This is a genomic window from Micromonospora sp. M42, from assembly GCF_000568915.1.
Taxonomy (GTDB): domain Bacteria; phylum Actinomycetota; class Actinomycetes; order Mycobacteriales; family Micromonosporaceae; genus Micromonospora; species Micromonospora chalcea.
On sequence record NZ_KK037233.1, the window covers coordinates 1,575,515 to 1,591,511 of the forward strand.

The 15,997-nt window shown below is 72.6% G+C and carries 19 protein-coding genes; 6 read left to right on the top strand and 13 right to left on the bottom strand.

Annotation, left to right across the window (positions count from 1 at the left end; genetic code table 11):
- Positions 1–295, bottom strand: a 295-nt coding sequence (locus MCBG_RS35065; protein WP_198033337.1) for an ABC transporter substrate-binding protein, incomplete at its 3' end; no start/stop codon positions are given.
- Positions 296–328: 33 nt separating this feature from the next.
- A complete protein-coding gene (locus MCBG_RS06975; RefSeq protein ID WP_051610994.1) occupies positions 329–1,048 on the bottom strand; it encodes a class II aldolase/adducin family protein in 720 nt (239 codons plus the stop codon).
- 476 nt (positions 1,049–1,524) lie between these two features.
- Here MCBG_RS06975 and MCBG_RS06980 point away from each other — a divergent pair, with 476 nt between their 5' ends.
- The 3 genes from MCBG_RS06980 (at position 1,525) to MCBG_RS33800 (ending at position 3,623) form a co-directional block, all read left to right on the top strand.
- Positions 1,525–1,989 (top strand): Clp protease N-terminal domain-containing protein, encoded by a 465-nt coding sequence (locus MCBG_RS06980; RefSeq protein ID WP_043324781.1) that lies wholly within the window; start codon positions 1,525–1,527, stop codon positions 1,987–1,989.
- A gap of 178 nt (positions 1,990–2,167) precedes the next feature.
- Complete coding sequence (locus MCBG_RS06985) at positions 2,168–3,400, top strand: cellulose binding domain-containing protein (RefSeq protein WP_043324782.1); 1,233 nt, start codon at positions 2,168–2,170, stop codon at positions 3,398–3,400.
- A gap of 46 nt (positions 3,401–3,446) precedes the next feature.
- Positions 3,447–3,623, top strand: a complete 177-nt coding sequence (locus MCBG_RS33800; protein ID WP_223201123.1) for a hypothetical protein — start codon at positions 3,447–3,449, stop codon at positions 3,621–3,623.
- Positions 3,624–3,664: 41 nt separating this feature from the next.
- Here MCBG_RS33800 and MCBG_RS06990 read toward each other — a convergent pair whose 3' ends face one another.
- The 3 genes from MCBG_RS06990 to MCBG_RS07000 form a co-directional block, all read right to left on the bottom strand.
- Positions 3,665–4,402, bottom strand: a complete 738-nt coding sequence (locus MCBG_RS06990) for an alpha/beta fold hydrolase (protein WP_043324784.1) — start codon at positions 4,400–4,402, stop codon at positions 3,665–3,667.
- A 487-nt stretch (positions 4,403–4,889) separates the two neighbouring features.
- On the bottom strand, positions 4,890–5,306 hold the full coding sequence (locus tag MCBG_RS31065) for a hypothetical protein (RefSeq protein ID WP_051610997.1): 417 nt from the start codon (positions 5,304–5,306) through the stop codon (positions 4,890–4,892).
- A 74-nt stretch (positions 5,307–5,380) separates the two neighbouring features.
- Positions 5,381–5,845 (bottom strand): hypothetical protein, encoded by a 465-nt coding sequence (locus MCBG_RS07000; RefSeq protein ID WP_043324785.1) that lies wholly within the window; start codon positions 5,843–5,845, stop codon positions 5,381–5,383.
- A 239-nt stretch (positions 5,846–6,084) separates the two neighbouring features.
- On the opposite strand from MCBG_RS07000, the gene MCBG_RS07005 reads away from it, so the two are divergent.
- Complete coding sequence (locus MCBG_RS07005; protein WP_140946067.1) at positions 6,085–6,942, top strand: hypothetical protein; 858 nt, start codon at positions 6,085–6,087, stop codon at positions 6,940–6,942.
- 33 nt (positions 6,943–6,975) lie between these two features.
- On the opposite strand, the gene MCBG_RS07010 is transcribed toward MCBG_RS07005, so the two are convergent.
- Genes MCBG_RS07010 through MCBG_RS07025 form a run of 4 tightly spaced genes read right to left on the bottom strand, consistent with a single transcriptional unit; the run spans position 6,976 to position 11,313 of the window.
- Positions 6,976–8,445: a class I adenylate-forming enzyme family protein gene (locus MCBG_RS07010; RefSeq protein ID WP_051610998.1), complete on the bottom strand. Its 1,470-nt coding sequence runs from the start codon at positions 8,443–8,445 to the stop codon at positions 6,976–6,978.
- Between the two features lie 10 nt (positions 8,446–8,455).
- Positions 8,456–9,304, bottom strand: a complete 849-nt coding sequence (locus MCBG_RS07015) for an amidohydrolase family protein (RefSeq protein ID WP_043324788.1) — start codon at positions 9,302–9,304, stop codon at positions 8,456–8,458.
- An 18-nt stretch (positions 9,305–9,322) separates the two neighbouring features.
- Positions 9,323–10,153 carry an SDR family NAD(P)-dependent oxidoreductase gene (locus MCBG_RS07020; RefSeq protein ID WP_051610999.1) on the bottom strand — a complete coding sequence of 277 codons (831 nt, stop codon included), beginning with the start codon at positions 10,151–10,153 and terminating at the stop codon, positions 9,323–9,325.
- The gene (locus MCBG_RS07025; RefSeq protein WP_198033276.1) at positions 10,150–11,313 is read right to left on the bottom strand and encodes an acyl-CoA dehydrogenase family protein; all 1,164 of its coding nucleotides are present in this window, start codon (positions 11,311–11,313) and stop codon (positions 10,150–10,152) included. Before MCBG_RS07025 ends, MCBG_RS07020 begins: the two co-directional genes overlap by 4 nt.
- A 133-nt stretch (positions 11,314–11,446) precedes the next feature.
- Here MCBG_RS07025 and MCBG_RS07030 point away from each other — a divergent pair, with 133 nt between their 5' ends.
- The gene (locus MCBG_RS07030; protein WP_051611001.1) at positions 11,447–12,115 is read left to right on the top strand and encodes a GntR family transcriptional regulator; all 669 of its coding nucleotides are present in this window, start codon (positions 11,447–11,449) and stop codon (positions 12,113–12,115) included.
- Positions 12,116–12,126: 11 nt separating this feature from the next.
- On the opposite strand, the gene MCBG_RS31070 is transcribed toward MCBG_RS07030, so the two are convergent.
- Genes MCBG_RS31070 through MCBG_RS07045 form a run of 3 tightly spaced genes read right to left on the bottom strand, consistent with a single transcriptional unit; the run spans position 12,127 to position 14,375 of the window.
- Positions 12,127–12,774 carry a carboxymuconolactone decarboxylase family protein gene (locus MCBG_RS31070; RefSeq protein ID WP_051611003.1) on the bottom strand — a complete coding sequence of 216 codons (648 nt, stop codon included), beginning with the start codon at positions 12,772–12,774 and terminating at the stop codon, positions 12,127–12,129.
- Positions 12,764–13,210: an acyl-CoA thioesterase gene (locus tag MCBG_RS07040; RefSeq protein WP_043324789.1), complete on the bottom strand. Its 447-nt coding sequence runs from the start codon at positions 13,208–13,210 to the stop codon at positions 12,764–12,766. Before MCBG_RS07040 ends, MCBG_RS31070 begins: the two co-directional genes overlap by 11 nt.
- Complete coding sequence (locus MCBG_RS07045; RefSeq protein ID WP_043324790.1) at positions 13,203–14,375, bottom strand: acyl-CoA dehydrogenase family protein; 1,173 nt, start codon at positions 14,373–14,375, stop codon at positions 13,203–13,205. The genes MCBG_RS07040 and MCBG_RS07045 overlap by 8 nt, the downstream gene beginning before the upstream one ends.
- 56 nt (positions 14,376–14,431) lie before the next feature.
- On the opposite strand from MCBG_RS07045, the gene MCBG_RS31075 reads away from it, so the two are divergent.
- Entirely contained in the window at positions 14,432–15,367 is a 936-nt protein-coding gene (locus tag MCBG_RS31075; RefSeq protein WP_051611005.1) for an LLM class flavin-dependent oxidoreductase, read from the top strand.
- A 4-nt stretch (positions 15,368–15,371) separates the two neighbouring features.
- Here the strand turns inward: MCBG_RS31075 and MCBG_RS07055 are convergent, their stop codons facing one another.
- Positions 15,372–15,992: a maleylpyruvate isomerase family mycothiol-dependent enzyme gene (locus tag MCBG_RS07055; RefSeq protein ID WP_043324791.1), complete on the bottom strand. Its 621-nt coding sequence runs from the start codon at positions 15,990–15,992 to the stop codon at positions 15,372–15,374.
- Positions 15,993–15,997: the final 5 nt, after the last annotated feature.

Sequence of the window (15,997 nt, forward strand, 5' to 3'; positions counted from 1 at the left end):
TGACGTCGAGGCCCTTGGACCGGGCCACGATCAGCGTGGTGAGGTCGCCGGTGGCGAAGTCGACCTTGCCGGCCAGCACGGCCGGCACGGAGGTCAGGTCGGAGGTCTCGGTGTCGACCTCGACCTTGAGGCCGTGCTTGGCGAAGATGCCCTGCTCCTGGGCCAGGTAGATGGGCGCGAGGTGGCCCAGCGGCGACGAGGCGAGCCGGACGGTGGTGAGGCCGTCGGCGCCTCGCCGCGGCGGGCTCGTCGTTCCCGCCGCAGGCCGCGAGCGACGTGGTGAGCAGGACGGCAGCGAGGGCGCCGGCGAGCAGGCGGCTACGGGTGGTCATGCGGTCGGCTCCTCAAAGCGCAGGCGCAGGTCGAGGTCGTGGACGTGGTCGGGGAACGGCGCCGGGCCGCCGAGCGGCTCGGCGCCGATGCTGGAGACGGCCGCCTCCTCGATCGCCACGACGAGGCTCGCGGCGTGCCGGGCGGAGTCGCCGGCGACGAGCAGGCCGTGGTTGCCGAGCAGGATCGCGTACGTGCGGGGGTGCGCCGCGAACGTCTCGGCGATCGACCGCACCGCCTCCTCGGTGCCGCGCGGCGCCCACGGCGCGACCGGGATGTCGACCGGCTGGCCGTGCACCAGCAGGGCCTCGTACCGGGCCGGCAGCGACACGCCGGCGAGGGCGTAGCTGGTGGCGTACGGCGAATGGGTGTGGATGACGGCGTTGACGTCCGGCCGGGCCTGGTAGACGCCGATGTGCATCTTCAGGATCGCGGCCACCGACGGGCTGGGCGTTCCCTCGTGGACGGTCCCGTCGAGGCCGACCACGACGACGTCGTCGTTGACGGTGCGCAGCGCGGGCGCCGCGACCCGCAGGTCGTCGGCGGGCCACGGGCGCAGCAGTTCCCCGGCGTTGACGAGGAGGCGGTCGTCGTGGCCGGGGATCCGGACGCTGATGTTGCCGTGTCCGCTGGCCGACATGGCCGAGGCGGCGAAGAGCTTGTTGATGCCGGCGGTCAGGTCGACGCGGGCTTTCTGGACAGGGTCGTGCTGAGTCATGGCGTGTCGGGCCTTAAGGAGTCGGCCGTGCCCAGGAGGGCACGACGAGGCGACGTGTGCGAAGCGAGCCGGTGGGGCTCAGCGGCGACAGAGCGCGCTGGAGGTACGGCCCTGGTCGAGGGCTCGTCGGGTGGTCAGCAGCGCGGGCATAACCCTACTATAACCCTAGGGAATGTAGGCGATCAAGGGGTGCCCGGCCCGGCCCCCGCGTGACAGGATCGGTCAGGTGCCCAAGGTCAACGTTTATCTACCCGACGCCCTCGCCGACCGCGTCCGAGACGCCCGGCTGCCGGTCTCCCGGATCTGCCAGACCGCGCTGACCCAGGCGCTGGACGGCGCCGTGGGCGCGACTCACGAGACACCCACCACCCGGGCGCTGCCCGCCGGGCTCACCCTGACCCCGCCCGCCAACCACCACGTGGCGGCGATCCTGCACCAGGCGTACGCCCTCGCGTCTTTTCTCTGGTGCGGGCACGGTGGAGCCGGTCCACCTGCTGCGGGCCTTCCTCGACGAGGGCGAGAGCCTGGTGCTGAACACCGTCGAACTGCTCGGCTTCCCCGCCGCCACGATCCGCGCGGCCCTGGGCGAGACCCCCGCCGTCACGGCGACGCCCAGCGAGCCGGCCACCTCACCGGCCACCCTGGCGGTGCTGGCGGCCGCCGCCGAGCAGGCCACCGCGCACGCCTCGGCCGTCACCACCGGCAGCCACCTGCTGCTCGGGCTGCTGCGCGACGACGGCGAGGCGGGCGCCGCGCTGCGCCGCACCGGGGTGAGCGCCGTCGTCACGCCCGCCGCGCTCTCCGCCCTCTACTACGGCGTCGCGTTCGGGCGGATGCTGCCCGGACGCGACGCCGACACGACGGTCCTGCGCGTGATGATGCACGACGTCCTCGACCGCCTCGACCGGCTGCAGAAGCGGCTCGACGCGACGGACGCCTGACGCGCGGCGAAGAGGACGGTCGCCAACTGATCGCGCCGGGGCCTCGCCTCAGGTCCCCGACCAGCGCGAAGTCGCGTCCACACAGCGGACGTTACATTGACACTTTTCGTTACGCCGGTGATAGTAACCGCACACCGACACCACCAAGGGCGCCTACGCGTCAGTCGCTGGAGGACCCATGAGAAGGAGATCGAGAATCTACGCGGGACTGGCCGCCGCCGTCGTTTCGGCCGCCTCTGTGACCATGACGTTCGGCGCGGCGCCCGCGGGCGCCGCGATCGGCGGCTCCGGCCCCTACCCCGCCGACTACGAAACCTCGTCCACCCTGGCCAACCACACCATCTTCCGGCCCCAGACCCTCCCGTCCGAGCGCCTTCCCATCCTGGTCTGGGGCAACGGCGCGTGCTCGGCCAACGGCCTGTCCCAGGGCAACTTCCTCCGTGAGATCGCCTCCCACGGCTTCCTCGCCATCGCCAACGGCGCGCCGAACGGCTCCGGCTCCACCAACGCCCAGATGCTCACCCAGTCCATCGACTGGGCGGTGGCGGAGAACTCCCGGTCGGGCAGCAAGTACTTCAACCGGCTGGACACCACGAAGATCGCCGTGGCCGGCTTCTCCTGCGGCGGCGTGGAGGCGTACGCCGTCTCCAACGACCCGCGCGTCACCACGACCGGCATCTTCAGCAGCGGGCTGCTCAACGACGCCGACGACTACCAGTTGCGCCGGCTGACCAAGCCCATCGCGTACTTCATCGGCGGGCCCAGCGACATCGCCTACCCCAACGCCATGGACGACTGGGGCAAGCTGCCGTCCGGGCTGCCCGCGTTCATGGGCAACCTGAACGTCGGTCACGGCGGCACCTACGACCAGCCCAACGGCGGCGAGTTCGGCCGGGTGGCGGTGCTCTACCTGAAGTGGCGCCTGAAGGGCGACGTGGGCGCCGGGGCCAACTTCGTCGGCCCGGACTGCGGCCTGTGCCGCACCCAGTGGACGGTCCAGCAGAAGAACCTGACGCTCGACCCGCCGCCCACCACCACGCCACCCCCCACCACCCCACCCCCCACCACGCCGCCGCCCACGACTCCCCCGCCCACGACGCCGCCGCCCGGCGGAGGACCGTCCTGTTCGGCCTCATACGTGGTGCAGGACCAGTGGAACGGCGGGTTCGTCGCCACCGTCACCGTCACCGCCGGCAACACGGCGCTGACCGGCTGGCGCGTGACGCTCGCCCTGCCGGGCGGCGCGTCGATCAGCTCGTTGTGGAACGGTGTGCCCAGCGGTACCAGCGGCACCGTCACCGTGGCGAACCAGAGCTACAACGGGCAGGTCGGCGCGGGCCAGACCACCACCTTCGGATTCCAGGGCGCCGGCAACGGCAGCGGCGCCACCGTCACGTGCGCCGGGAGCTGAGACACGACTGACACGGCGGCGACGGCCGCGTCCGGCCCGGCGGGAGGTGAGTGACGTCTCGCCGGGCGCCGGACGGCCGCCGCACCGCCGTCACGGCCGGTGCGAGCCCGCCGCCGGAGTCCTTCGACGACGCGCCCTACGGCAGTTCGTGGAACACACCGGCTGCAACGTCACCCGGCGCACCTGGACCGACATGCTGGCCCAGGAACTCGTGCTGCTCTGATCAGCGCCTGCCACCGACACCGGGTTGCTGACCGGGTGACGTCACATCGACGTGGCGCGGGCGGCGGTGTCGATGAGGTCCGCGACGGCGCCGGGCTGGGAGACCGTCACCGCGTGCGACGCGGCGACCTCGACGGTCGTGGACCCGGCCCGCTCGGCCAGGAAGCGCTGCAGGTCCGGCGGGATCGCCAGGTCCTGGCCGGTGACCAGCGTCCAGGACGGAATGCTCCGCCAAGCGGCCCGGGTCACGCTGTCGGTCAGCGTGTTCGCCGCGGTCGGCCGCTGCGTGGCCGCCATCACCGCGGCGGTGTCCCGGGGAACGTCGGGGGCGAAGAAGTCCGGGTAGGTCTCCTGCTTGACGTACTGGTCCATGTCCGCGCTGCCGTCCTGGGCGGGAATCGGCACCGCCTGGATGTTGTCGGCGAGCATGCTGCCGGGGAACCGTGCGTTCAGGTCGGCCACCGACTCGCCGACGTCCGGGCTGAAGCTGGCGACGTACACCAGGGCCCGGACGTTGGCCGCGCCGTCCGCGGCCTCGGTGATGACCGCGCCGCCGTACGAGTGGGCGGCGAGCACGACCGGCCCGGGCAGGCTGTCCACGAGCGCGCGCAGGTAGGCGGCGTCCCCCCGCACGCTGCGCAGCGGATTCGCGACCGCGATGACCGGGTAGCCGCGGCGCCGGAGATCGGCGATCACCCCGTTCCAGCTGGACCCGTCCACGAATGCCCCGTGAACGAGGACGACGGTGGGCATTCCGGTCGGGTCAGGCGCAGCGTTCATCTGACATTCCTTTCGGGTGATCTGCCACGGAGAGCCAGACAGCACAGGGCGACCGGCCGGCGCCGCCGGTTCGACGTTTGCAAAACAAATATCCGGCACTGACGGAACGCCTGTCAGCGGGATTCGGAAAACGCTGCCGCGAAGACTGCGCGCCCTCCCGCCGCTATGCGAGGACTCGACTTCGCGCAACCGGTTCCCACAATTCTTCGCCTTAGAAGAAGCTGAGAGTGCGGTGCGGCGGACGGCAGTCGCCGGGACCGAACATGCTCTACTACGCCGAGGGCATCCATTCCGACGCCACAATCCAGTTCCCCGGTTTTCGGGGCTGCGCTTTTCTCAATGCGGCGACGGAATATCCGGACGAGAATCATCCGGGCCCATCAGGATGCCATCGCCCACCGCCAATGTTCCTCGTGGCACCAACTGGCCGGGCGGTGACGGGGTGCGTCGGCGGCTGAGCGCGGCGGGAAGCTGCCCGGTCGGCCGGCTACCGGGCGAGCCGGTTCCGCTCGTAGTGGCCTCTGAAGTCGAAGAAGCGCAGCCCGTCCACAGTCGCGTCGGCCGCGATCTGCTCCGCCGTCCAGACATGGTCGGAGTAGTCGTCCATCGCGACGCCGCCCCGACCGAGCAGCGTCAACGTCAGGCGAGGGACCTCCACCGTCCCGTCGACCCGGCCCGAGACGTCGACCTGCACCGCCCACCTCGGCCGGTCACCGCGGGCGCGGCTCAGGGCCCGCACCGCCGCCGGCTCCCAGTCCGCGTACAGGTGCTCGTCCTCGTCGGTCAGATCCGGGTACAGGCATCCGTCCACCAGCCACGGATGTCTCTGATCCGGCGACAGCCGGTCGAGCAGGGCGACGACGGCGGCCTGCGCCATGGCCGGGAAGACGAAGACGGTACGCACGCCACGAGCGTCGCACGCCGCAGCCGATCCGACAGCGCCCCGCCACTGCGACCTGCCGGCGTGCGGGCAGGCGTTCAGCCGTTGCTGGGACTGGAGATCCCGCGCCTCGCGAAGGACTCGGCGACCTCGTCGAAGGCCGCGACGGCCAGCTCCGGCCGCGCGGCGGCCTCGGCCAACGGCAGCTCCACCTGAGGGTCGTAGCCGGACAGACCGGTGACCGCCTCGACGACCGCGCCGAGCCGGTGCACCGCCGCGACGACGGCCCGGGCGTCACCGCCCCGGTACCAGTACGGCACGGTGACACTGACCTCGTCCGCGTAGTAGCTGACCTGGACGCCGGTCGGCTCGTGCGTCAGCTCGTAGTTGTCGGCCCCCTCGAACACGGAGACCTCACCGAGCACCTGCCGCGCCGCCGCCACGATCCCGTTCCACGCCTCGGCACGCGGACACTCGTCGCTGTCGGCCTCCGCCGCCGCCTCCAGAGCGTCCTCCCAGGACTGGTCGTCGCCTCGGGGTACGAAGATCAGGTCATAGCTCATGACGAAGGACCGTACATCCAGGCGCTTTGATTCTCCGGTGAGCAGCCGCCCACGAACTTCCGGCTGATGCGATATGGCGCAGCCGAACCGAGCCAACGCTTCTCCGGCAGGCCGCATCGCTGTTCCAGCTTCCATTGACGTCGGTCGACAAGTAACGTGAGGTATCGATCAAATCGCATTGAGTAACGTTCCGGCCGTGCCGCGACCCGGGCCTGCCGGATGAGCGAGGTGGCCCCGACATGGACGCCGACAGGCACAACCCTCGTTGCGCGAAGGCTGAAAAACATCGCTGCGTCTGCAGCGAGTGCGGCGGCTCTCAGCACGGCGTGCAGGGATGGCTCGACCTCGTCAACCAGGACGATGCAGGCCGTCGAGGGCGACGGGAGTTCTTCGAGAACAAGCTGTCCTGGACGCAGGATCGGTCACAGCGCGCGCAGAAGGACCGCGTCAACAGGGAGGTCGCCACCGACCTCGCGCGCGCCGACATCGCAGACTGGCTCGCCACCACCCCACCTCCGCACGCCGGGGGCGAGACCGAGGCTTACCCGTCCCCCGCCGAGCAGGTGACCGCGCTCGCCGAAGAGATGGCGCGCGGAGCATGGCGGGAGATCACACCGGAGCTCGATCGCGCCGCCGCAGATGCCCGGGGCGTCAGGCGCGACCTCACCCACCACGGCTGGTGTGACCTCTTCATCGCCATGGCCCGAGTCGTCGAGGCGACCCGGCGCGGCTTCGACAGCATCCCCGGTCAGGTGAAGCACATGATCCTGCGCTCGCCGTTGCAAGCCGGCCGGCCGAACGTCACCGAAGCCGTCGTCGGCCTGATCGTCGACAAGGCGTGGCGCGGGTTCCAGGTGGCGGCATTCTCCGGCGTACCGTTGCTCGACCTCATCTCCAACGAAGAAGCCTTGCGGGCCCTGCGGATCCTCGCGGTGTTCATCTGCCCCGCGCCGGCACAACACCCCGCGGTACGGCAGCATGCGCTGACACCACTCGGAGAAGACGCCACCAAGATCCTCACCGACCGGACCAGGGCCCGGCTCGCCGAGCTGTTCACCGACCCGCCACCCGACGGCGTTGCCCTGACAGGCGGATGACGGGCCGTACTCCCGGCTGCGGAACGCGACACCTCACTCCGCGCCATGGACGACCGCGCTGTCGCCGACGACACGCTGCCGGGTCAGGCGGCGGGAGAGCTTGCCGTGCCCCGACTTGGGCAGGTCGTCGAGCACCACGATCCGCTTCGGCACCTTGTAGCGCGGCAGGTGGTCGCGGCAGTGGGCGATCAGCGCGGCCGGCGGGTCGGCGGGAGCGGGCTGCCGCAGTGCCACCGCGGCGACCACCGCCTCGCCCCACCGTCCGTCGGGCGCGCCGAACACCGCCACCTCGCGCACGCTCGGGTGTTCGCCGAGCACGTGCTCGACCTCGGTCGGGAACACGTTGTAGCCGCCGGAGATGATCATGTCGTCGCGCCGGTCGACCAGATAGAGGTAGCCGTCCTCGTACCGGCCGAGGTCGCCGGTGAGGAACCAGCCGTCCCGGAGCCGCTCGGCCCAGGCATCCGGCTGACGCCAGTAGCCGGACGCCAGCCACGGCGTGCAGAGGGCGAGTTGTCCGACCTCGCCGGGCAGCACCTCGCGCAGGTCGTCGTCGACGATGCGCGTCTGCACGCCCCACGGGTGCTCCCGCCCGCACGAGGTCAGCAGATGCGCGGCGCCGGCCATCGCCCGCTCGTGGTCGGCCGTGTCCAGCACCGTCACCGGAGCCGGCACCTCCGTCGAGCCGTACACCGACGCCACGACCGGGCCGAGCCGCTCGTGTGCCCGCCGCACCAGCGACGGTGACGCCGGGGCCGACGAGTACACCACCTGCCGCAACGACGACAGGTCGCCGCCGGCGGCGCCGTCCACGAGGTCCTGGAGCACCGTCGGCACCAGCAGCATGTGGGTCACGCCGTACCGCTCGATCGCGGCGGCGACCGGACCGGGCTTGGGCGACTCGGCGATCACCACCCGTCCACCGGCGACCAGGGCGGACTCCACCAGCCGCCCGGCGGCGTGGCTCATCGGCGTGGTCACCAGGACGACCTGGTCCGGCCCCGCCTTCGTCACGGCCGCCCAGGCCCCCATCGCCCCGGCCGTGCTGTCGAAGCTGTGCACGACGCCCTTGGGCCGGCCGGACGAGCCGGACGTGAACAGGACCTGGGAGACAGCGCCCGGCGGCACGTCCACCGGGGCCTCACCGCCATGATCGCCGGGCGGGCCGGGGTCGGCTGCGTCGAGCACGGCCACCGGCTCCACAGTCTCCTCGATGTAGCGGCGTTCCCCCGCGGAGAGCACCCCCAGCACCGGCACGTACGCAGCCCCCCGCCAGGCCGCCGCCAGCACCGCCTCCAGGTAGCCGTGCGTGTTGGCCTGCCGGACGAGGACGCGGTCGCCGGGGCCGACACCGGCCCGGGCCAGCGTGGCGGCACGCCGTGCCACCCGGTCGGCCAGTTCCCGCCAGGTCAGCTCGACGTCCCGGGCCGGATCCGCGACCGCCGGCCGGTCCGGGAACAGCAGCGCGGCGCGCCGCAGGTAATGGGCGTACGGATGCAGCACGTTCCCTCCCTCAGCTCCGGTCCAGGCCGAAGACCTTCCAGGCGTTGTCGCGCAGGAACATCCGCTCGACATCGGCCGGAAGATCAAGGGTGGACACCTCGCCGACCGCGCGGTCGTAGCGAAGAGCCGGGTAGTCGGTGCCGAACAGCACCTTGTGCGGCGCCCGGCGCTTGAGGAACCGGACGAACCGGTCCGGGTAGCGGGTGGGCGCGTGGGCCGACGTGTCGACGTACACGTTGTCGTGCTTCCAGGCGAGCATGCCCATCTCCTCCTCCCACGGCCACCCGATGTGCGCGCCGACGATGGTCAGTTCGGGGAACGTGAGCGCCACCTCGTCGAGGTAGATCGGCCGGCCGGGCTCCGACGGCAGCAGCGGCCCGGTGTGTCCCACCTGGATGGTGACGGAGACGCCGAGCTCGCAGGCCTTGGCGTAGATGGGGTACCACAGCTTGCTGTTCGGCGGGTTGTCGTAGCCGTACGCGTACGGGCACACCTTCACGTTGACGAAGCCGTAGTCGCGTACCCATGTCTGCATCTCCCGCAGCGCGGCCATCGGCCGGCGCGGGTCGACGGCCAGGCTGCCGCGGAACCGCGTCGGGTACTTCTCGACGCAGGCGGCGACCTCCTCGTTGCTGATCTTCACATCGTCGGCCTCGCGGATGGCGGACAGCACGGCCATCTCGACGCCCCACCGGTCCATCTCCTCGACCTGCTCGTCGATCGACCAGCCGCCGAAGCCGGATGCGCCGAACAGCGCCATTCCGTGGGTCCGTTTGGGATCGGAGTTCCACCGGTCGGAGATCGGCGGGTGGCAGGGCATCGCCCAGGCGTCCACGATGCCGTACGGGCGTTCGCTCATCTGTGCTCCTCTCGTTGCCTACACCGCCGCGCCGAAGCGCAGCGACAGTCCTCCGTCGACGACGAGCAGGGCGCCGGTGACGTACCGGGCCTCCTCGCTCGCCAGGAACAGCGCGGCGTGGGCGACGTCCCACGCGTCACCCATGGCGCCGGTCGGGCAGCGCCGGGCCCGGCGCGCGCGCAGGACCGCCGGGTCGGCGTCCGGCTGGCCGGCGTACACGGTCGGCGTGTCCACCAGACCCACCACGACGGCGTTGCAGCGGACACCGGTGGCCGCGTGCTCGGCGGCGACAGCGCGGGTGAGGTGGTTGAGCCCGGCCTTGCTGACCCCGTACGCGGTCAGCCGGTCGCCGGTCGCGCCGAGCGAGGCGACCGACGAGATGTTGACGATCGAACCGCCGCCCTGCTCGCGCATGTGCGGAACGACGGCCCGCGTGGTGAGGTACGCGGAGGTGAGGTTGATCCGGTGGACCAGGTCCCACTGCCGCGGCTCGGTGTCCTCGACACCCGCGACGACGCCGACGCCGACGTTGTTGAGCAGCACGTCGACCCGCCCGTACCGGCGCAGGCACGCCTCGACCAGCGCGGCCACTCCGTCGGGGCGGGACACGTCGGCGGTGAACGGCTCGCACTCGCCGCCTTCGGCCCGTACGATCGCGGCCGTCTGCTCGGCCGCGTCGGCGCGCCGGTCGACGGCGAGGACACGGGCGCCGGCCCGGGCGAACAGCACGCTCGCCGCCTTCCCGTTGCCCCATCCGCCGCCGAGCGATCCGGCCCCGGTGACGACGGCGACGCGGTCGCGCAGCCGCCCGGTGACGTCGCCTCGCGCTTCGGGGGCCGGCGTGGTCATCGGGCGACGTCCGGGAAGTAGGAACGCGCGATGATCATCCGCTGGATCTGGTTGGTGCCCTCGTAGATCTGGTTGATCTTGGCGTCGCGCATGAACATCTCGACCGGGAAGTCGGTGACGTAGCCGTAGCCGCCGTGCACCTGGACGGCGTCGGTCGTGACCGCCATCGCCATGTCGCTCGCGTACGTCTTGGCGATCGAGGCCAGCCGGGCGGCGTCCGGATGGCCGTCGACGTAGGCCTGCGCCGCGTCGTAGACCAGCGACCGGGCGGCGTGCAACGGGATCGCCATGTCGGCGATGAGGAACTGCATGCCCTGGAACGCGGCGATCGGCCGCCCGAACTGCCGCCGCTCGCCGGCGTACCGGACGGCCGCGTCGAACGCGCCCTCGGCGATGCCGAGCGCGAGGGCGGCGACGACGATGCGGCCCTCGTCGAAGCCCTGCATCAGCAGGGGGAAGCCACCGTTCTCCGGCCCGAGCAGGTGGTCGGCCGGCACCCGGACGTCGGCGAAGACCATCTCGGCGGTCGCCGAGGCGTGCAGGCCCATCTTCTCCTCGAACCGCACCGCCTCGACCCCGGGCCGGTCGGCCTCGACGTAGAAGGCGGACACGCCGCGCGGCCCGGGACCGCCGGTCCGGGCGACGACGACGTAGAAGTCGGCGTGGCCGCCGTTGGTGATGAACCGCTTGCTGCCGTTGATCACCCACTCGTCGCCGTCGCGCCGCGCGGTGGTCGCCACGCCGCCGAGGTCCGACCCGGCTTCGGGTTCGGTGGCCGCGATCGCGCCGAGCCGGTCGCCGGACGCCACGTCCCGCAGCACGCCGGGGAGCCAGGCCGGCGCGTCGGGCCGGTCGGCCGCCCGCACCATCACCTTGGTCGGGAACCAGGTCGCGGTCAGCACGGTGGACGCGCTCGGGTAGACCTTGGAGATCTCCTCGAGGACGACGACCTCGGCCCGGACGTCGGTGTCGACGCCGCCGAACCGCTCGGGCACCACGAGCCCGGTGAAGCCGGCGCCGGCCAGGATCTTGCGCAGCTCCGGTGAGAACGTGCGGCCGCGCTCGAGTTCGGGTACGAGCGGCGCGATCCGCTCCGTCGCGACGTCGCGGGCGACCGCCGCGAGGTCCCGTAGCTCCGTTGGCAACATGTCGAAGAACACGTGTGGATCCCTTTCAGCTCAAGCGCCGGTATACGGGATATTGGAAGGGACGGGATGGCCGCGACTCCGGACGCGGTGCGGCAAAATGGCAGTAAGCGGCGGAAACGAACAAACCAGCCGCAGAGGAGGACCTGTGAGTCTGACGTCGGAACGGCTCGACCGCACGCCGCTCGGCCAGCGGATCGCCGACGCGCTGCGGCACGACATCCTGTTCGGGCGACTCGCGCCCGGCACCAAGCTGGCCCAGACGCAGGTGTGCGAGCGGTTCGGCACCAGCCGGATGCCGGTCCGCGACGCCCTGCGGCAGCTGACGTACGAAGGATTCCTGACCGGCGACGGCGGCGGGCACAGCGTCGTGGCGCCCCTGCGCCGGCACGACATCGAGGACAGCTTCCTCATTGAGGGCCAGCTGCACGGCATCGCCACGCGGCGGGTCGCCGAGCGGGCCGACCCGGCCCACCTGGCCGAACTGGCCGAGCGCCACGCACAGATGTGCGGCGCCGCCGAGGACGCCCAGCTGGCCGCCGATCTGAACTGGCACCTGCACCGGCGGATCAACCAGATGGCGCAGTCGCGCCGCCTGATCGTCGCGCTGCGGGCCCTGGCGGTCACGATTCCGCGCGACCTGCTCCTGGAGTTCCCGCAGTGGATCGACCGGGCCAACGACGAGCACGCGCAGATCATCGCGGCGGTCGCGGCGGGCCGCGGCGAACAGGCCGCCGGCCTGATGCGCGACCACGTGGCCGAGGCCGGCCGCGACCTCGTCCGCTACCTGGAGAAGAAGGGCGTCGACCTGACCTGATCCGGCGGCGGTCATGGCGCGGCCGCCGCTAGTTCGTCGGCGACGAGCAGGCACCCGTGCAGCCCGATGCCGCACGCCAGCGCGACGGCCTCGGCGATCTGCCCCCGTGTGGCGCCCAGGTCCAGGGCGGCCCGGATGTGCTCGCGGACGACATCCGCGTCGGCGAGGGTGACCGCCGCCGCGACGGCGACCGCGATCAGCTCCCGGTCGACGGCCGGCAGCCCCGCCGCCCCGCCCGCGTCGACCACCTCGGTGTGGGCCGAGGCGAGCGCGGCGTCGACCGGCGGCAGCCCGACCTCGCCGTCCGTGGCCGGGCCGGCGAGGTCGGCGAGGATCGGCAACGCCAGCGTCGCGGCCCGGATGCCGACCGAGCCGGCCACCGCCGCCGCGTGCATGACGTGCGCGCGCGGGGCGCCGGCGCGCAGCGCGCCGGCGACGTGCATGCGCACCCCGGCCGGATAGAGGTGACCCGGCGCCGCGCTCAGCGCCACGCAGATCAGTTCCTTGAGCGCCACCGGCAGCTCCCGGCCGCGCCACGGCACGGCCGCCAGGCGCAGGTACGCCTCCAGCACCTCGGGTGCCTCGACCGCGATCGCGTCGAAGGCCGGTGTCCACCGTCCGCCCAGGTAGCGGTCGGCCAGGATGCGGTCAGCCGGCATCGGCCACCGCCCCGCCGGACAGCGCCTCGCGCAGCCAGTCCGGCATCGGGGCCGCCCGCAGCCGGCCACCGTCGAGCCGCGACCACACGTGCACCGTGCGTACGCGCACCGCCTCGCGCCGGTCGGGCCGGCGGAATCCGGTCGAGCACAGCGTGAACGAGCTGCGCCCCACCGGCCCGGACCGCAGCTCCAGGTCGACCCGGTCGTCGAGACTGACCGGCGCGAGGTAGTCGGCGTTCGCGCTCACCGTGGCCGTCGCCTCGCCGGCCCGCAGCAGGCCGCTCAGCGGATGGCCGATCGCGTCCAGCCAGCCGGTGTAGAGCTGCTCGTGCCAGGCCAGCGGGGCCGGGTAGTAGATGACACCGGCCTGATCGACGTCGCGCATCGGCACCCGCAGCCCGAGGCGGGCGAGCAGCGGCGCGACGCCATCAGTCACGGCCCATCCCCAGTGTCCGGGCCACCCGGTTGCGCACGAGTTCCTCGGTGATCGGCGCGAGCCGGAAGGCGCGCAGGTCCCGCCACACGTGCTCGACGCCGCCCCAGCGGGTGAAGCCGATGCCGCCCATCAGTTGCACCGCTACGTCGGCGACCCGCTGCGCCGCGTCGACGCTGCGCGACTTCGCGACGTCCGCGCCGACCGTGACCGGCGCGCCGGCCGCCCACCGCCGCGCCATGGCGTACGCGTAGTGGCGGGCCGTCTCGAGGTCCATGACCGCGTCGGCGACCTGGTGCTGGAGCGCCTGGTAGCTGTCCACGCGGGTGCCGAACGCGGTGCGCCGGGCCGCGTAGGCCAGGCCGCGTCGCAGCGCGCCGTGCGCGGCGCCGACCACGATGGCCGGGATCAACAGCCGCTCCTCCACCAGCACCGTGCGCAGCGCCGCCTTGACCGCCGGACCGGTGAACGCGTGGTCGACGGCCACCCCGTCGAGGTCGACCTCGTACGTGCCGAACGAGGACGCGAAGCTGGGCGTCGGCACCCGGGACATCGACAGCCCGGGCGCGTCCGTACGCACGAGCGCGAATGCCAGTCCGCTCGTGCCGCCGGCCGGCGCCCCGGCCTCCCGGACCAGCAGGAAGAGATGGTCGGCCGAGGCCGCGGCGGTGCAGTAGCGCTTGCGTCCGCTGACCCGCCCGTCGTCCAGGGTGGTGTCCAGCGCGCCGAACAGGTCGGATCCACCGCCCGGCTCGGTGACCCCGAACGCGAAGCGCCGGCGGCCGGCGGCCAGCCCGGGCAGCAGTTCCTTGCGGGTGGGCTCGTCGGCCAGCGCGGCCAGCAGCGGCGCGGCGAAGCAGTTGGAGATGCCCCAGACCCAGGCCAGCACCCCGACCCGCTCGGCCAGCACCTCGGCGATGCGCATCTTCGCCACGATGTCGGCCGGTTCACCGCCGTACTCCTCGGCGATCCCGACCCGGTGCAGGTCGTGCTCCGCGACCCAGTCCCACAGGTCAGCGGGAAACTCGGTGCGGGCGGCCAGGTCGGCAGCTGTCTCGTCGTCGATCCGGGCGACGAGTTCCCGGGCGCGGTTCACCGCGTCGTGCTCAGGTCCGTCGAGCGGCTCGAGGACCTGCTCGGCGGGGGCCGCGGACGGTACGAGGGTCATGAGGGCCTCCGTCGGTCGATGAGACGGCTCCTAGCGGTCGACATACTGTATCCCGTATGCTGTTTTTGCTGAAGGGGGTCGTCATGGTGAACGTCGGATGCTTCCTGCCCACCTACTCCGCGAGCGGTCCGATCGAGCCCGCATCGGTGCTCGACATGGCCCGTGACGCGGAGGAGCTCGGCCTCGACCATGTCTGGGTCGGCGACCACTACCTCTGGAACGTCGGCATGCTCTCGCCCCTGCCGGCGCTCGCAGCGGTCGCCGCGGTGACCCGGCGGGTCCGCCTCGGCACCGGCGTCTACCTGCTGAACCTGCGTCATCCGGCGCTGACCGCGAAGGACGTCGCGACAGTCGACGTGCTCTCCGGCGGCCGGCTGGTGCTGGGCGCGGGCATCGGCGGCGACAACCCCGAGGAATACCGGGCCCTCGGCGTGGACCCCGGCCGGCGGGCCCGCCGCTTCGAGGAGACGGCCGCCGCCGTCCGGGGCCTGCTGGCCGGCAGCGGCGAGCCGTACCAGGGGCGCATCGTCGACCTGCCGGCGTTCACGATGGAGCCGCTGCCGGTGCAGCAACCTGTGCCGCTGTGGCTCGGCGGGCGCGCGTCCGCCGTCGTCGAGCGCGCGGCCCGGGGCGCCGAGGGCTGGTTCCCGGTGTGGGTCAGCGCCGGCCGCTTCCAGGCGGCCACGGACACCGTGGGCACGATCCGCGGCGACCTCTCCGGCTTCGCGTTCGCGCTGAATCTCTTCACCACCATCGCCGACACCCGCGAGGCGGCCCGCGACGCCGTGTCCAACCACCTCGCTACGGCGTACGGGCTGCCGTTCGACAGCTTCGAGCGGTACAGCGCCTACGGCACCGCCGACGACATCCGCGAGTACCTGGCCCCGTACGTCGAGGCCGGCATGACCGATGTCGTGTTCAACATCGCCGGGCCGGACCCGCGCGGGCAGCTGCGCCGGCTCGCGGCCGAGGTCGTGCCGGCGCTGCGCTGACCGGTCAGCCGAACACCGGAAAGATGTCCGGCGCCCGCCGGCCGGTGGCCACCTCGATGAGGGCGAGCGGCGGCGCCATGCCGGTCAGGAAACGCACCGTGTGCTCGGTCGCCCCGTCCGGCAGGTCCGGTTCGCGGCCCAGCGCCGCCGCGAGGTCGAGCAGGTGGACGGTGGCCTCCACGAGCCGGACGACGGTCGCTGCCCGCACCGTCGTGGTGCCCCGGCGGAAGTACTCGACCGTCTGGTCCGGCTCGGCCGCGGCCAGCGCCACCGCCGCGGGGCCGTCCTCGGCCAGCCGCCGCACCAGCTCCGCGGTACCGGCCGCGCGGGCGTCCGCCACCGCCGCGTCCGCGTTGCGGGCAGCGAGGTCCGCCGCGACGTGCTCGTCCGGCTTGAGGGCGCGCAGCAGGGCCACCGCGTCGCCGTGCTCCGGCGGACCCTCGGCCCGGCGCCGCCGCACCAGCGCCGCCAGCCCGCCGACACCCTGCGAGACGTGGGCGTAGAGCGCGGCCACGTCCCACCCGGCGCAGCGCGTCGGTGCCGTCCACCGTTCCTCGTCGAGATCCGCGCCCCAGGCGCCCCAGACCCGCCACAGGTCCCCGAGGACCTCCGTCTCCGTGCGCATGCGAC

Coding starts and splice junctions, on each gene's coding strand:
- MCBG_RS07045 (WP_043324790.1), bottom strand. CDS start 14,375: ATGACCCTCGTACCGTCCGCGGCCCCCGCCGAGCAGGTCCTCGAGCCG.
- MCBG_RS31070 (WP_051611003.1), bottom strand. CDS start 12,774: ATGCCGGCTGACCGCATCCTGGCCGACCGCTACCTGGGCGGACGGTGG.
- MCBG_RS06990 (WP_043324784.1), bottom strand. CDS start 4,402: ATGAACGCTGCGCCTGACCCGACCGGAATGCCCACCGTCGTCCTCGTT.
- MCBG_RS06985 (WP_043324782.1), top strand. CDS start 2,168: ATGAGAAGGAGATCGAGAATCTACGCGGGACTGGCCGCCGCCGTCGTT.
- MCBG_RS07015 (WP_043324788.1), bottom strand. CDS start 9,304: ATGAGCGAACGCCCGTACGGCATCGTGGACGCCTGGGCGATGCCCTGC.
- MCBG_RS07055 (WP_043324791.1), bottom strand. CDS start 15,992: ATGCGCACGGAGACGGAGGTCCTCGGGGACCTGTGGCGGGTCTGGGGC.
- MCBG_RS31075 (WP_051611005.1), top strand. CDS start 14,432: ATGCTGTTTTTGCTGAAGGGGGTCGTCATGGTGAACGTCGGATGCTTC.
- MCBG_RS07020 (WP_051610999.1), bottom strand. CDS start 10,153: ATGACCACGCCGGCCCCCGAAGCGCGAGGCGACGTCACCGGGCGGCTG.
- MCBG_RS06975 (WP_051610994.1), bottom strand. CDS start 1,048: ATGACTCAGCACGACCCTGTCCAGAAAGCCCGCGTCGACCTGACCGCC.
- MCBG_RS07005 (WP_140946067.1), top strand. CDS start 6,085: ATGGACGCCGACAGGCACAACCCTCGTTGCGCGAAGGCTGAAAAACAT.
- MCBG_RS07000 (WP_043324785.1), bottom strand. CDS start 5,845: ATGAGCTATGACCTGATCTTCGTACCCCGAGGCGACGACCAGTCCTGG.